Source organism: Microcoleus sp. S13_C3 (genome assembly GCF_036700905.1).
In the GTDB taxonomy this organism is placed as follows: domain Bacteria; phylum Cyanobacteriota; class Cyanobacteriia; order Cyanobacteriales; family Microcoleaceae; genus Microcoleus.
The window spans coordinates 1-15,692 of record NZ_JAUBPT010000081.1; the positions used below are offsets into that span (position 1 = coordinate 1).

Below are 15,692 nucleotides of genomic sequence, written 5' to 3' on the forward strand. Positions count from 1 at the left end.
CGTCCAGTTCGTTGAATCCCAACTGTGGACTTTGAGTATTGCAAGGATATCTTGGGGTTTTAGCATAGCGGATGAGCGAGCGCATTGTTTCCTTTATTCTACATTCGCGAATAGCGAATACTCAAGGTGTGGCGACTTTAATTTACTGCAAGGCGCTCGTTGAAGGGCAATCGCCATGTAGTCAATACAGCGATCGCCCCGGCCGAAGAGAAGCCGTTGTAGGTAGGAGCGTGAGCACTATAAGTTTCAGAAAACTTAGCCGGAACTTTCCTTTACCGGTATCGGTATAAATATATCTCCCAACATTGCTATTGCTACCACTGCTCCTAACTTTTTTCCCTAGCTTCCTATCAGGCATAAAATTTAGTTTACAAGAGAGCGAGTGAGGATCGCTCCGCTAAGCGTGCGATCGGGACAGTTGGGGCAATTGACGCCGATGCTGTCACAAGGGTCTCCACAACAGCAGGAGCAATGTTCGTGCAATCAGCACAGTTGGATATCGGGTAAAAATCAAGCGCCTTGACACCTAGGATGCCCCATTCATAAAGGTGCATTATTTTTTGTCAGCACGAATTAGTCACGGTTTGTGATCACAAAAACATTGCTTGCTACCAAAACTAAACAGCCAGAACCTGCCTCAACAGGCAAATGTACGCTCGACACAAAAAAGCAGTAATTTGGCATAAAATTGCAGGCATTTGCAGGATATTTTCGGGTAAATACAGGTAGAGTGCAGCCCCTGCAAATGCCTGTAATGTCACTGATTTTATACTGCAAATACCTGACTTTATACGGCACTTGCCTGACTTTAGTGCTCCACAAAAATTAGTGATTTTTTAGCGTTTTTAACAAAGACTGGATTGAATTAATAGTCAAGTTGTGGCCGCTGAATTGAATTAATAGTCAAGTTTCATCGGAGCGTATAGGTACAATGTTGATTGTTCAACCTCTCTCAGGGCGCGCTAAACATTTGAGCCGCCCTCCCAGTCGGTAAAATAAAAGACATCAACGCTCGAAGGAATGACAGATGATTTAAGCCCTACCAAAATTAATGACAATTACCTTAGAAGATTTTATGGACTGGTATCCAGACGGTTACGACCGCTTTGAATTACGTGATGGAGTAGCTGTCCAGATGCAACCGACAGGAACCCATGAACGAGTAGCAGGAGAAGTCGCCGCTGTAGCGACTATCGAAATTCAGCGTTTGCAACGCCCTAGTTTTAATTAAAACGTAAAAGTAGTTCGCAATAACCCAATCCAAATACTATCATTAGCAGCATTATGCTCAGGATTAGTAATCAACAAAACTCCCGGAGTAAGAAAAATGTTGTTAGTAAGTGGATAACGATAAGATAGCTCAAAATGCAGCGAACTATCGCGGTCTAAGCGAGAAGAAACATCATTACTTGTCACCTTCGGGGGCATCCCAAAGACAAAATTTAACTGACTCCCTAACTTACCCAAATCTGGCACTACCGCAGTAACTGCCCAACTCCAGATATCGGCACTAGATCCCTGTGAACCATCTAAACCATTAACACGGGGCGAAGACTCTGCCCTAGCATTAAAATAGCTAACCCAAGCGCCTAAAATCAACTTATTGCTCAACTTATAAGTAGATTGTAACCCATAAGCATTAGAAGAAGTCGCTGTACTTTCTCCAAAAGGCAACTGAGCAAATCTACTGCCCTTACCCCCAGTTACATTAACACTTGAACCCAAAGCGTAGTAATGACCATAGGTAAAAGCGATCGCTAACCGATTAGATGGAGTATAAGTTAACTGACTTAAAGCAGTATATTGACCGCCAAACAGTCCCTCAACTGGATTGTTACCACTCATAGTTGAATAACTGACACCAGCGGCAATTTTATCGGTAAAATTATAATAAACTACAGCACCCGTACCCGAAGCAAACGAATAGATAGGACTTTCACCACCAAAATTAGAAATAGAAGAAACAGGATTAAGTGCAGGGAAAATGGGAGTAGGATAGTTTGCACGAGGTGCAATCATTACTTTACCGCGTTTACCTATAGGAAACTCATACAACAACGAGCCTAGCTGAATATTATTGGTAGTGTCAGTGGCACCAATCAGGCGAGTCATATCTGTTCCAGTCACACTATTACCAAAATTGCTGACATTTCCGGCCCGAATGCTAGTACGTAATCGGTCTCGACCTGTAAAACTGGTATCAAAGTTGAGATTTAGGCGCGCTGATAAGGTGAGATTTTCATTCAAGTCCTCCCGGGGCTTTTTCCCAGAAGGAACAGCTTTCCGATCTCCAAAAGCACTAATTAAATTAAAATCTACTGTCCCCCGGAGAACAGTAGTAGTGCTAAATTGATTGTCGTTAAGAGAGTCTACTCGCTGTTCTAAATTCTCTATTTTAGTTGTGAGAGTTTTCAGTTCAGTAGCAAAATCTGCTTGTAGCCTTTGTACAACTGCCAACTCTTCTCGATTGGGAAATGTATTGCTCAAGCTATAAATTGTACGCCCAATTTTTATCAAGCAAGTATTCAAGGCCGCAGCAAATTCATAACGGGTTATAGCACGATTACCCTCGAAAGTACCTTGACCAGAACCAGCAATGCAGCGATATTTTTCTACCAAGCTTCGCAGCGCTTCATAAGCCCAATCCCCCGGACTAACATCTCGCAAGTCTGTGACACTGGTAACTTCCTCCATAGCATCTGGTGGTTGGCTATATAGTTGAGGCAGTTGTAATTGGTTAGTAGGACTTTCTTGGACTTGAGGTTCATCATTAGAGGTTACTGAGGGCAACCTATTACCTGAAGATACTTGGTTTTCCAAGATGCTAGAAATCACATTTGAATTACTCAAAGATTCTTCCCTATACTTCTCGGATAAGACTCGATCGCCCCTAACCTCCTCAGCTTCGCCCCTAACCTCCTCATCTTCGCCCCTAACTTCCTTACCTTCGCCCCTAGCCTCCTCACCTTCGCTCCAGCTTAAAAATGGGGTAAAATAGCCCCCTTCCTTTCCAAGGGGAGTTGGGGGGATATTCGAGGGTTCAATATTACTAACTGAGAAGTCTTGGGATGCTTCCTCAAAATTATTTGAGTTGAAAGTTGTTACAGATGATGGACGCAAAGATTCGTTAGTCCTGTTAATTTCATCAGTTGATGTAACCATAACACCTGAAGTGTCTGCCAATCTAATAACTTGCTTAGTAGCCTCATCCTTCTCTGGCAAATTTGCAGTTGTAGTTTTTTGAAATTCTGGTTCTGGAGTATCAGAAATATTTGCTTGTCCCAAGACAGGAGCTAATATTAACACATTACAACCCAGTATTAATGAGGTTAGCGACAATGGCAGACTCAATTTGCTCACAATTTCTCCTTCTTCTCATACAGACAATGGATAACCAGCCTTTTTATCTCCGAAGGCAGGAAGCTCTTGGCAGGAGGAAAACTGCCCTCTATCTCCTGCTGCGATCTTCATGGAGCAAGGGTTTAATACCCCCAGCACATTAAAAATTTGGTAGCTCTCCCGACAGCAGGAATCCGAATCCCCTTCTGAATAAAACCTTCTGCCTCCTGCCTCCTTTATTAGGGACGAACCCTCAATTCATTATTGGCAGTTTTAATCACTTTATTAGCTACATCTTCGGGAATTTTTGTATACCCTAATTCTCGATTAAATGCTTGACCCTTAGTTAAAATCCATGTCAACAAGTTCTTATTAGCTTGGACAAGAGTTTCGTTAGGATACTTTTCATAAAATAGTAGCCAACTCAAACTAACCAAGGGGTAGCCATCTTCTGGGTCATCAATATCTTCCGTCGTAAAGTCATCGTTAAACTTTATATTAGCTAGGGCTTTTTCAGTCTCTGCCAAAGTCGGTTCCACGTAACGACCAGCCCGATTTTCAATCCTAGCTGTAGCCAGATTGTTCTGACGAGCAAAGCTTGTTTGGACATAGCCGATCGCACCATCAATCCTTCGTACTTCTCCAGCCACTGCACTATCTTGAGGAAGGGCAGCGAAAACCTGAAATCCCCAATTAGGTTCCCGGCTAGCTTCTATCTTTCCACCCGTAATTTTTCGCAAGTATTTAGTGAGAGTCAAGGTAGTACCGCTACTGTCGGATTGAACTACAACTTGAATCTTTTTGTTAGGAAAACGGGAATCAACCTGGTTCCAATTGGCAATTTTACCTGTGAATATTTGTGCCAGTTGCTCGCGAGATAACTTGACATCGGCTGTCACATCTTCAAGGTTGTAAACAATGGCTATTGCCCCTCCTCCTGTTGGTACCATCAGCAACCCATCTTCCATCTGATTTTTCTCAATTGGGGTGGGAATTAAAGTAGTACCTCCGAAGTCTACAGTTTTATTCATGAACAAGCGAATGCCACCACCACTGCCAATGGAACTATAGTTAAACTTGACACCTGTTTCCCGTTCGTATTCTGCACTATAGCGCTGATAAAGAGGTTCGGAAAAAGAAGCACCACCACCCTTAAGTAATTGCGCCCCAGCAACATTAGTAGTGAAAGCAATTGTTGTTGCAGTTAGTGTGGCAGCGACAATTCTCTGCCAATTACCGATCGTAAATGTCTTCATGGATCTGTGCCGCCAAATTGCATATTTTGACTGTTGATGTGCTAAATATTGATTTTTTTGCGGTAAATGACGACCTTATTACCATCAGCAGCAATTTCTAACCAAAAATCCCGAATGACAAATTGATAGAAAAATTCGCCAAGACGGGTACTCCGCCAAGTGCTGATAAGTGGGTCATTGGGAGCCCATTTTTTGAAAGCTTTTAGAGCAATTTCAGGGACTCCACTGGACTCTATTTGCTCGTCAACTTGAATAAGAGTGCCAGTGGGAGTAACTTGTACTTCAACTTCAAAGCCTTGTTGGTTTTGACCTCTGAGTATGTATATTAACGAACCATCTGACTTCAGTTCAATTCGGGCTTGGTTAAATGCAGCATTAGTCGCTGTCTTTGCTGAAGACATTGCTGGAAGTGCTACTTCTTCCAAGGGTATTTTTCGGACTATTCCTCCTAGATTTTGGGCTATTAATGAAACAGGGAGGAGGCAGGAGGCAGGAGGCAGGAGGCAGGAGGCTTTATGAGCTTTCTCAGTGGCTCCTCTGCCTTCTGCCTTCGGAGATAAACTTCTATTGTTAGTGAGAGATTGAGCTTGAGCATCACCCAAATAAACAGAGGAAGTTAGCACAGCTATTCCTGTGAGTGTTAAAATTTTCTGCCAAGTAGTTGTGTAGAAAATCATCATTTTTTTGGTTGGTTGTTTCTTGTTCATTATTTTTGAAAGTGCAAAATCTTCCAGCGAATCAGTCCCTTCTCTCCAGCATCAACCCAGTCAAGTAACCTCTGTTTCATTTTTGTGTAGAACTCAAAACTCCAAAGTTGATTGTTTTCTGATTGCAAAACTTCCATTCTTTCCAGCAATCTCGAATAGTTGATTTTGATGTTCTCAGACAAATCAATTATTTTTACTTCACATAAACCCATCTGATTAGCCAGATGGCGATAGGTCTGTAAATATTGCAGCTTCAGTGAGTAATATTGAGTTAATTTCTGCTTATCTTCAGTGGTAATGTTATCGTCAAGCATGACAGCACTGAAGATGAACTCACCTTCATCGTCTAATACCCTACTACACTCCTGAAAAACCTTTTCGGGTGTATTGCTGTGGAAGATAGCATCTTGCGACCAAATCACCTCAAAACTATAATTTGAGTAGGGTAATTGCTCAAAATTTCCCTCTTGAACATCGATGAACTCTGTTAATTCTTGCTCTTGAGTGCGCTGGAAGTTAATGGCATTTTGCGTTTTACTAATATTTAAGCAAGAGACTCGGCAGGAGTAGGTTTTGGCTAGGTATCTGGCTGCACCTCCATACCCTGCACCGAGGTCTAGAATCCGACATTTATCATCGATATTGAGTAGAGAAGCCATATATTGTGTGGTACGCTTCTTAGCCACTTCCAAATCTTCATTTGGGTGTTTAAATAAACCTATATGAACGTGTTCGCCACCACTGACTTTTTGATAGAAGTTGTGGGTATCGGTGTGGTCGTAATAATTTGGCACTTGCTTGTCAGACTCGCCTGAGTTTCTGTTTGCGTTCATGGTTTAAATGTTAATAATTGTCCAATAAACTAATTTGTCTGACTTGCTTAATTCAACAACTATTTATTCCCCTTCACTTGTAAAAACTTAGTTTTTGATTCATCCAATACGGTTTGTTTAACTGGGAAGTAGCCCAAACTAGAAATTTCTTCGTTCACATAGGTCAAGTAATAGTTCACAAATCCTGCTACTTCCGGTCGTTGCCGAATCGCTTTGGCATCCGCATAAATATACAACGGACGAGTTATCGGATATGTTGACAGGAAAGGGTCTACTCTATCAATAGCGATCGCCCTCAACTTGTCTCGGTTTTGTTGATAGGAGGCATACTCTAAAAAGCCAATCATATAGGGATTAATTAAAGCTTCTGAGTGCAACTGCTCTACAAAGTCATAAAATACCGTATTGGGAGCATTAGTAAGTTGACTAACGTTCCCTTGGAAAATAGCTTGGGAAAGCAGGTCAACAGAGCCGCCAGTAGTAGCCCCCGCTGGGATAATGCGTTTAATCAGCTCTTTTGGCCATTTGGGATTGACATCTGACCACTTTTGAACAGTAAATACCTTTGCCAGTTCGTCGCGGGTCAGACTGTTTGGGAGGAAACTATTCTGAGAACTGACTACAATGGTCACAGCATCGGTGGCTATTTGAAAGTTGATCGGCTCAACACCTGATTTGGCACAGGCCGCTAACTCCTGACTGGTAATCGGGCGAACTGCATTGACAATATCTACCTTTTTATCCTCGCAAAATAGCTTGAAGCCAACCTGAGTATCAATACCAGCGAGATTAATCTTGCTGGGATAGCCGTCTTGGATAAAGCGTTGAGCAATAGCCTGACTAATCGGCAAAACTACCTGACTTCCCGATATCGCCAGTGTTCCCTCCAGTTCCAGGGGGGTGACTTCGGGTAACACAATTCCCTGTTTAGCGGAGTCTTGATTTGAGGGTGATTTAACTAATTTCCCCTCGACTTTCTGAATACCCAAGTTTTCTTTGGAAGCTTGATCCGCACCAGCTTTATTGTCAATATTTGCTTTGGAGGTTTTGGATTGACCAGCGCAGGCTGTTAATACTAAAACTATGTTGAGCAAAAATAAGTAATTTATGTAATTTTTTGCTCTACTTGTCCTCATCTTGATTGATGACATATATGGAGCCACCCAGGTGGTTAGGAGGAAAATTGAAAAAAATAGGAAATTTGTTAGTGTATTTTTAGTCTCATTTTCTTAAAAATGTAGGGTTTACTTGACCTGAAGGTAGCGTATTTGTTGGAAGTAAAATTGAAACTTTACTACTAAACAAAATTTACACTATTTAACCCGAAAAGTCAAGCCTAAAATTACCAAACAAATCACTATTTTAGCGCTAATTTCAGGATAGCAAGAGGCAGGAGGCAGAAGGTAGGAAGCAGGAAACAGAAGTAATAAAAGCTACCTGTTAGTCCGATCGCTCGTGTCCGGCATCCCCTGGGCAGTTGCTATAATTTTATCAAAATTCAGGGTTGAAAACTCCGCTTTTAGGGCGGAATGTTTTTGTAAATTCATCCGAAAAACCTCACGCTTCATCTGTCAAATGTCAAATGTCAACTGTTTAACTATCTTCTCACTTGCACTCGGCTACCATTGTTATTGCTCGGTGGCTTTACATCCTCCTTAATTCCTTTGGCAACTAGAACCATTTTTTTTCGTTCTTCGATATATTGGAGAAATTCTGAGGCAAATTTGTGGTTAGATTCAATTGCTTCGACAATCTTTTCGGCGGGAATGACTACAACCTCAACATCTGCCTTGGCGATCGCTGTAACTGGACTTAATTCTCCTGGAAAAATAGCCATTTCACCAAATGCTTCGTTAAGTTCAAGCTCGTCCACTATCTTGCGATCGCCCTTTTCATCTTTTAGGTAAGCCTGTCCCGTACCCTTGAACATAAGATAAAGTCCCTCGTCTTCTTTCCCTTCCTGAATAATTAGCTCGCCTTGACCGTAGCTTTTAAATCTAGCTTGTTCAGCCAATTTTTCAATCTGAGTGTCATTGAGCGTTAGGAAATAAGGCAGCGATCGCAAATAAGTTATCAATTCCTCTTGGCGGTTCTCTACTACTTGGGGAATCCGGCTCGGTATTCCTTGTTTCGCATCGATTCTGTACTGAACTGCGATCGGATAGGGGGCGGTAAAACCATAACGCTGGGTCAGATAGTAAAGTCGGGATTTGAGTTCCGGAGCAACGAGAATAGATTTTTCAGGCAGCACTTTATACCAAAGGTCGTAAGTAATACTGGAGTCTCCATAGGAACTAACTTCAGCAAAACCTTTACCTTCGATCATATCTATACCCTCCAACAAGCTACTTAATGCTGGAATCACCTGATTAGGAGAGTCGTCGTAAGAAAAGCTGGCAGAAATATTTTTCCAAATTGCTCCCTGACCGTAATTGATAATCCTTGCCTTCGACAATACCCCATTGGGAACGTTTAACTTCCAGGCAGGAGTTCCTATGGTGACTGACCACCAGTTTTGCTCTAGTACCCGCCCCTGCTTTCCGTCTACCTCAATCCAGTCACCCGTTCTGAAGGGTTTGGCAAATAGCAGCAGCAATCCTGATACCAAGTTGCTGAGGGTATCTTGCAGCGCTAGGGCAATTACCGCTGAAGCTATCCCTACACTGGAACCCAAGCCAGTAAAACTTATATTCCAAACTCCATTAAGAATGTGATAGCCAATCGCTAAGATAACTACACCCCTAGCTACCTGAAAGAACAGGTTAGGGACATGAATTTGCCATTTGATAGTTTCTTTTTTTGTAGTCAGTAGGGCGTTGACTAAAGAAAGTCCCGCTACAATCAGGGCCACCAAAGTTAATGTTTCCACAAAACGTGCCCAGGAATCTTTGCCAGCGACGTTCAAAAGCTGCCGCATTACCAATAGCACGGCTAACGGCGGTAACAGATACTCGCGCACCTGACGCAGACCAATTGCTAAGGGGTGCTGCTCGCGTTCCAATCTTGCAGCGGCTTCACCAAGCAGTATGCCAAACAAGGGAAATCCCAGACCTAAAAGCAATAGCCATCCCAGAAGTGATTTATCCATGAGTGTTTTTTAACGAATGATAAACAATGAGTAGCGGGGCAGAAGGCAGGAGGCAGGAGGCAGGAGGCAGGAGGAGGCAGAGGGGAGAAGGCAGGAGGCAAGAGGTAAAGGGGAGAAGGCAGGGGGCAGGGGGCAGGAGGAGGTTTATAATTGTTTAGTATAGTTTCTCCCAACTTCCTATTTCTAACTTCGTTCACCATGAGCTACAGAGAGCAATTTATCTGGCAGTGTGGAGTCAAGCTTGCTATTAACTGCTATCGACTTACCGAAAAATTCCCGAAATCTGAACTTTACGGATTAACTAGCCAGATTAGACGTTCGGCAGTTTCTGTACCATCAAATATAGCCGAAGGCTATGGAAGACGAACGCAAAACGAATATATCCATTTTCTACACATTGCTTTAGGTTCGCTTCGAGAACTTGACACTCAGTTGATTATTTCCAAGGAAGTCGGATTAGCATCTCCTGAACTATTTAGTCCTGTTTTGGAAGAAGTCGATAGGTTTCAAGGAATTTTAGTTTCAAGCATTCAAAAAATCAAATCTTAAAACCCTCCTGCCTCCTGCCTCCTGCCTCCTCCTGCCTCCTGCCTCCTCCTGCCTCCTGCCTCCTCCTGCCTCCTGCCTCCTGCCCCCTGCCTCCTTCAAACTCCTATTTTTTCCAACTCAAGTTCTGCTGCGGCTTCTTTCATAATTTCGCTCAAGAATGTGTAAGCTTCTTCCCATGCCTTTTGCACTGGCGTAGTAAACTCTTCACCCAGTCCTTGCGCTAAAGCCCACAGTAAAGCTTCGCCGACGGTATCGTAGTATTCAGACTTGACGCCAAAGCCCGCATGTTGGCGACCCAGCTTCTGGACGGGACCGATAATTGTATCGGGGCGACGCAAGCCTTGGACTGCGATAGCAAGCGTAGCCATTAACTTATCTTCCTGCGGTTTCATATTCCCCTTAAACATAGGACGAAAAGAAGGTGCTAATTCAAACAGCCGATTGTAGAATAGTTCGGCAATCTTCCCAGAAATAGGCTTGACTTTTTCAAAAGATGACTGAACCAAGTCCACCTGACTTGTCATCAACTTTTGGGCCGTTACTAACGTCCAAGTTTCTACATTTCCTAGATTTTCAATATTCACCGAAGGGTTCTGCACGAATGTGTAGCTATCTGCTACCCGTTCATACACACTCTGACTTAGCAAAATATAGTTCAACTCCGTTTGGCTCTGTAAACGGCTTGCCAAATACACCGTTTCTCCCCAGATGCTGTACCCAAATTTCTGGGTTCCGACTACTCCTGCTGTGATTGGGCCTGCATGAATGCTGATGCGTAAACCCAAAGCAAAATTACGACGACCATTTTCTCGGCGTTGGATAATGTCTAACATGGCTAGGGCAAAATCAACCGTTCGTTTGCTGTGGTCAAATCTGACTTGGGTGAGTCCACACACTGCTACATAATCTGTACTAAGAGTGTTTTGCCGTTCTACGCCAAAATGTTCTGCCGCTTGGTCAAATTCATCAAATAGTCTGGTCAGCAGTTCTGTTATCTCTACTGGTGACATTTGCTTGCTCAACTCAGCAATACCTGCCACATGGGCATTGATAATGGTTACTTGCTTGAGGCTGTCGGCAATTACTAACTCTCCTTCGTTCCGGCGTTGGACGATCGCACTGGGTAGGATATTATGCAAGAGACTCTCATTTTCTTGCTTCTTGGTTTCCAGTTGCTCCTCAGTTTGGCGTAATTTGTTAGCCACCTCTTTGAACTCGGTTGCCAATTCCCCAAACTCGTCTTGGGATTTCACATCAACTTCCACATCCAGTTCACCGGCACTAAGTCTCCGGGCGCTATCAGTCAAACGACGCAGGGGAGAGGTAAAAATCTTGGCAGCAATTGCCGCTAAAAACGCCGTTCCCAGTAGAAAAAGCACCGCCGCAATCAACAAAATTAGCTGTAAAGTGTAAAGCGGACGATAAGCTTCCCCCACCTCCATCTCTGCCAGAATCGCCCAATTTAAGCCGTTCAGCTTCAAAGGAGCGTAGGAACTCAATACCTCTGCCCCCCGATAGTTGCGGTCTACCATCATGCCTTGTTTTCCTGCTAAGGCGGCTTCGGCGGCGGGAGAGTTGATTTTCTGTAAGCCAATGGTAGTGTTGAATTTCTCCATCAGTTGCAGAGTTATCGGGTCAGTCCCCGTGTAACGAACAGTGTTTTGATATTTTTTGGGGTCTTCAACCCAAAAACGGGATGTCGAACGCATTAAGGAATCCGGCCCGACTAAATAAGCTTCCCCCGTTTTCTGCAAACCACTGCCTTCCCAATTATTACTCCGGCTAATAGCCTGGTCGATCTTTTCAATGGGAATTTGCACTGCCAAGATGCCAATCATGTTAGAACCGCTATAAATGGGTGTTGCCACGAAAGCGGCTGGAGCATTATAAGAGGGGCGGTAAGGTTTGAAATCAGCAACCTGAATACTACCTTGTGTAGGATTTGACTGGACTTTTTGCAGCAAATCAGTTAGTGAGCTCTGGGCGTAAAAACCCTGTAGTCGATTTGTCGCAAAATCTGTCTCTTTAAAATAGGAATAGATGATATCCCCTGTTTTAGGATTAATCAAAAATAAATCGTAATAACCGAATTTTTGGATAATTCCTGCAAATATTTTTTGATATTTGGCATGAGCTTTGCTGTAATTGCTGCCATCACCAGCATCGAGTAGCTTGTCTTTTTCTCCGACTGGGTTGGGATTAGCAGCAATGTAGTGATACTGGAGATAGCGAGCTGCTTGTCCGGTGGGACGATAGACACTGGGGGTCACTTCTTGTGGGGCGAGATTTGTTTTCAACCGAGGGAAAAATTGGTCGGTGTAGTAAGTATCCAGCGCTGTATCCCATTCGGTGGGAATAAAGTTGCGCTCCAGGTTGCGGAAACTCCCATTCAAGTCCACCATTGCTTTAACAACGTTGCTGTCTGCTGCCAGCATCCCTACTTGGTTGTTCAAATTTTCAAAGTAGGATTCAAACTGCTCGGCTTTGGTGCTGCTGATACCTGCAAGTTGCTCGGCGATTTTGTTTCTGAGAGTGGCTTGTGTTTGATACCAACCAATCCCACTAACTACGACTACAGAACCAAGGCTAACTCCTAGGAGCAACGCTTGCATCTTGGATTGAATTGTCCAGTCGCCCAGTAGTTTGAGATTACCCAGTTTGAGATTACCTAGTTGGAGATTATCTAGTGAGCTATTACGGAACTGACGTAAACGATTTAGGGGATTTAACATATATTTCTAGGCTTTTTTAATTTTTTAATTATTTGGTTTGATTTTTTAATATATATCAGATAAGTTTGTTTAAGTCAAGCCATTCCACAAGTTTTTTGCATACAATTGTTTATTTAGGAAAAGTAGGAAAAGTAGGAAAGGTAGGAAAAGTAGGAAAAGTTACAAATTACAGCTTACAACGCCAGAATCTTTTATTAAGAAGATAGATAAGGATTTGAGTTTGCTGCATCCCTTTCAATTTTTGTACTTTCGCTAAACTCAGCCAATTTGCTCTAAAATTTATGAAGAGATCAGTTACAGCCTCCCTCAGAGGGGAGCATCTCACTTTTGCAGTTAAGCTAGAAATTGGAGTTTTAAGGCAGGAGGCAGGAGGCAGGAGGCAGAAGGCAGGAGGAAAGAGGAAGAAGGAAAGAGGAAGAAGGAAGGAGCCAGAAGAAGTGTTTTTACAAATATGAGAGGCTCCCCCTCTGAGAAACTAGCGAAAATAGAGTATCGGTATAAACGGCAACAACATGAATGCAGGGAATCAGAATCGAGCTTGTTCAAAAACAATTGTTAAACCGGGCAATGCCTCGTTAATGCTCATGAACATAATTAATGCCAGTGATATTCTTAAGCGCTATGCCGAGCAGGAGCGAAATTTTCAAAATCTTAACCTTAGTCGAGTTGACCTGAAGGGTGCTAACCTACAGGGAATTGATTTTAGTTATGCCAACCTTAATAGTGCTGATTTGAGTTCCACCAGCTTAATCGACACAAATCTGGTTTGGACAGATTTGAATCGAGCTACCTTAAAACACGCAAACTTAAGTGAAGCCTGTCTGCTCCACAGCAGCCTTTTTTGGGTGGATTTAAAGGAAGCCACATTAGTTAACGCCAACCTGAGTCATGCTCTGCTGAATCATGCAAATCTAACTTCTGCCTGTTTAAAGGGTGCTAATTTAAGTGAAGCCTCTTTAGAAGGCGCTTGTTTGGTTGAAGCAACTCTGAGTCAAGCCAATTTATTGAAAGCAAGCTTGAAAGGGGCCGATTTTACGGCAGCCAACCTCGATGAAGCAAATCTGCGTCAGACAAATTGGGAAGGTGCCATCTTAAGCCAAGCTTCTTTACAGCGAGTTGATCTAGAGGAGAGCCAGCTTAATGAGGCAATTCTAAAGAAAGCTGATTTGACAGAGGCGGATTTGGTGAGGGCTGATTTGAGATATGCTGATTTGACAGAAGCAATTTTGTGCCGAGTTGCTCTAGAGTTAGCCAAGTTAGTGGGCGCTGACTTAAGCAGCGCTAATCTAAAAGGAGCCTCTCTATTTCAAGCCGATCTAGAGGGAGCAGTTTTGCGAGATACTAATTTGGTTGAGGCCGATCTCAGACACGCCAATTTGAAAGATACTCAGCTAATGGGTGCTAATTTTTCTGGTGCTCGCGTCAAAAGAGCATATTTTACAGACGCCCGAGGATTAACTTGCCAACAGAAGCAGTGGCTCAGAGCCAATGGAGCCTTGAATATTCCCACCTAGTGCAAGAAGGCAGGAGGCAGGAGGCAGGAGGCAGAGGGCAGGAGGGAAGAGGCAGAGGGCAGGAGGGAAGAGGCAGAGGGCAGGAGGCAGAGGGCAGAAGGCAGGAGGCGGGAGGCGGGAGGGAAGAAAGCTTGTAAAATAAGCAGCTTTTTAACATTGTTGAGCTGGTGGGTTATTTCCGCTGTGATGTATTAGCAAATTGCTATTAATGAAAAATATTGAAGAACTTGTTGAATTTGCGATCGAGTTAGTTGCTACAGAAACAGGGTTTTCTCTTAACTATATTCAAAAGGTAATCTTGCGAGAATCTTTACTTGAATACAAAAAAACTTACGCTCAAATTGCTGAAGAAAATAATTATTCGGAAAGCTATATTAAGTTTTCAGTTGCACCTAAGTTATGGCAGTTGCTTTCACAGGCGATCGGGGAAAAAGTTAATAAGACAAATCTCCCGGCGCTCCTAGAATATCATTTGTTAAATCCAAGTAATCCTTCGCCCACTGAGACAACAACAGCAATGTCTGGGGTGGGCTTGACTGCGGAACGCTACGTTTTAGAATCTCCTGAAGGACAGGTTCCCCTGGCTTCCTGTCTGTACGTTGAGCGATCGACTATTGAACAAATCTGCTATCAAGAAATTCTTCAACCCCGGGCATTTATTCGTATTAAAGCACCCCGAAAAATGGGGAAGACTTCCCTAATTGCACGAATTCTGGATTATGGCAGCAGTCAGAATTACCACACAGTGAGGCTTAACTTACATTGCGCTGGCACACAGGTGTTTGCTTCGAGCGATCGCTTCTTACGCTGGTTCTGTACTAATGTCACTCAGCAGTTGGGTTTGGCATCTAAATTAAATGACTACTGGGATGAGGATATGGGAGCCTTGATGAACAGCACGATTTATTTTCAAGGTTATATCCTCAAGGAAATCTCTAACCCTATTATTCTAGCACTAGATGGTATCGACCAATTATTTGAGTATCCAGAACTCGCTGGTGATTTTTTCGTGCTGTTGCGTTCCTGGTATGAGGAAACAAAGGATACTTCGGTTTGGCAAAAGTTACGAGTCGTGATGGCTCATGCCGTTGAAGTTTACATTCCGTTACCCACCCATCGTTCTCCATTTAATGTAGGATTGGCGATCGAACTGCCGACATTTAACCCAGAACAGGTGCAGGATTTAGCTCAACGCCACCAACTTCCACTCACGGCGCTTGAACTTGAGCCGTTAATGAAGCTGACTGGTGGCTTTCCGTATTTAATCCGAGTAGCTTTATATGAAAGTATTCGTTTAAATATTCATCTAAAAACATTACTTCAAAATGCTACTCTTGATAAGGGTATTTATCAACAACATCTTCATTATCAATTGAGCAATCTTCAGCAACATCCTAAATTATCTAATGCTTTCCGGCAGGTTTTAAATGCCCCCATTGAGTTAGAAATGGAGGTGGCATTTAAGTTGAAAAGTTTAGGGTTGGTGCATATTGCCGACCATCAATTAACTATTAGCTGTGAGCTATATCGAGATTATTTTCAAAATTATTTCTCTTAATTATTGAATACAGGGGTAGGGTTTTTTGATAGCGATCGCCCGATAGACATGAACCCTCTTGCCAAAGTAGTCCCTTGACATTAAAGGTACTCTACCTTTAAGATATTTATTTCAAT

At 43.0% G+C, this 15,692-nt stretch carries 12 protein-coding genes; 5 read left to right on the forward strand and 7 right to left on the reverse strand.

From position 1 onward, the window contains the following. Positions 1-1,051 precede the first annotated feature (1,051 nt). Entirely contained in the window at positions 1,052-1,231 is a 180-nt protein-coding gene (locus QUA16_RS21165) for a hypothetical protein (RefSeq protein ID WP_333105287.1), read from the forward strand. Here QUA16_RS21165 and QUA16_RS21170 read toward each other — a convergent pair. The 6 genes from QUA16_RS21170 to QUA16_RS21195 all read right to left on the reverse strand — a co-directional run bounded on the left by QUA16_RS21170 (position 1,228) and on the right by QUA16_RS21195 (position 9,223). Beyond that, entirely contained in the window at positions 1,228-3,306 is a 2,079-nt protein-coding gene (locus tag QUA16_RS21170) for an iron uptake porin (RefSeq protein WP_333105286.1), read from the reverse strand. The genes QUA16_RS21165 and QUA16_RS21170 overlap by 4 nt on opposite strands. A gap of 272 nt (positions 3,307-3,578) precedes the next feature. Beyond that, entirely contained in the window at positions 3,579-4,595 is a 1,017-nt protein-coding gene (gene pstS / locus QUA16_RS21175) for a phosphate ABC transporter substrate-binding protein PstS (protein WP_333105285.1), read from the reverse strand. 41 nt (positions 4,596-4,636) lie between these two features. Then, on the reverse strand, positions 4,637-5,302 hold the full coding sequence (locus QUA16_RS21180; protein ID WP_333105284.1) for a hypothetical protein: 666 nt from the start codon (positions 5,300-5,302) through the stop codon (positions 4,637-4,639). Further along, positions 5,302-6,135 (reverse strand): class I SAM-dependent methyltransferase, encoded by an 834-nt coding sequence (locus tag QUA16_RS21185; protein WP_333105283.1) that lies wholly within the window; start codon positions 6,133-6,135, stop codon positions 5,302-5,304. The genes QUA16_RS21180 and QUA16_RS21185 overlap by 1 nt, the downstream gene beginning before the upstream one ends. Before the next feature lie 59 nt (positions 6,136-6,194). Next, positions 6,195-7,286: a substrate-binding domain-containing protein gene (locus tag QUA16_RS21190; RefSeq protein ID WP_333105281.1), complete on the reverse strand. Its 1,092-nt coding sequence runs from the start codon at positions 7,284-7,286 to the stop codon at positions 6,195-6,197. Positions 7,287-7,732: 446 nt separating this feature from the next. Continuing rightward, entirely contained in the window at positions 7,733-9,223 is a 1,491-nt protein-coding gene (locus QUA16_RS21195) for a cyclic nucleotide-binding domain-containing protein (protein WP_333105280.1), read from the reverse strand. A gap of 198 nt (positions 9,224-9,421) precedes the next feature. Between QUA16_RS21195 and QUA16_RS21200 the strand changes: the two genes are divergently transcribed. Then, positions 9,422-9,772, forward strand: a complete 351-nt coding sequence (locus QUA16_RS21200) for a four helix bundle protein (RefSeq protein WP_333105279.1) — start codon at positions 9,422-9,424, stop codon at positions 9,770-9,772. 95 nt (positions 9,773-9,867) lie between these two features. On the opposite strand, the gene QUA16_RS21205 is transcribed toward QUA16_RS21200, so the two are convergent. Beyond that, the gene (locus tag QUA16_RS21205; RefSeq protein WP_333105278.1) at positions 9,868-12,504 is read right to left on the reverse strand and encodes an adenylate/guanylate cyclase domain-containing protein; all 2,637 of its coding nucleotides are present in this window, start codon (positions 12,502-12,504) and stop codon (positions 9,868-9,870) included. A gap of 281 nt (positions 12,505-12,785) precedes the next feature. Here QUA16_RS21205 and QUA16_RS21210 point away from each other — a divergent pair, with 281 nt between their 5' ends. The 3 genes from QUA16_RS21210 (at position 12,786) to QUA16_RS21220 (ending at position 15,576) form a co-directional block, all read left to right on the forward strand. Next, a complete protein-coding gene (locus QUA16_RS21210; RefSeq protein ID WP_333105277.1) occupies positions 12,786-12,959 on the forward strand; it encodes a hypothetical protein in 174 nt (57 codons plus the stop codon). 57 nt (positions 12,960-13,016) lie between these two features. Next, on the forward strand, positions 13,017-14,018 hold the full coding sequence (locus QUA16_RS21215) for a pentapeptide repeat-containing protein (protein ID WP_333181324.1): 1,002 nt from the start codon (positions 13,017-13,019) through the stop codon (positions 14,016-14,018). Positions 14,019-14,226: 208 nt separating this feature from the next. Further along, positions 14,227-15,576, forward strand: coding sequence for an AAA-like domain-containing protein (locus QUA16_RS21220; RefSeq protein WP_333105273.1), 1,350 nt, complete (start codon positions 14,227-14,229; stop codon positions 15,574-15,576). Positions 15,577-15,692 lie beyond the last annotated feature (116 nt).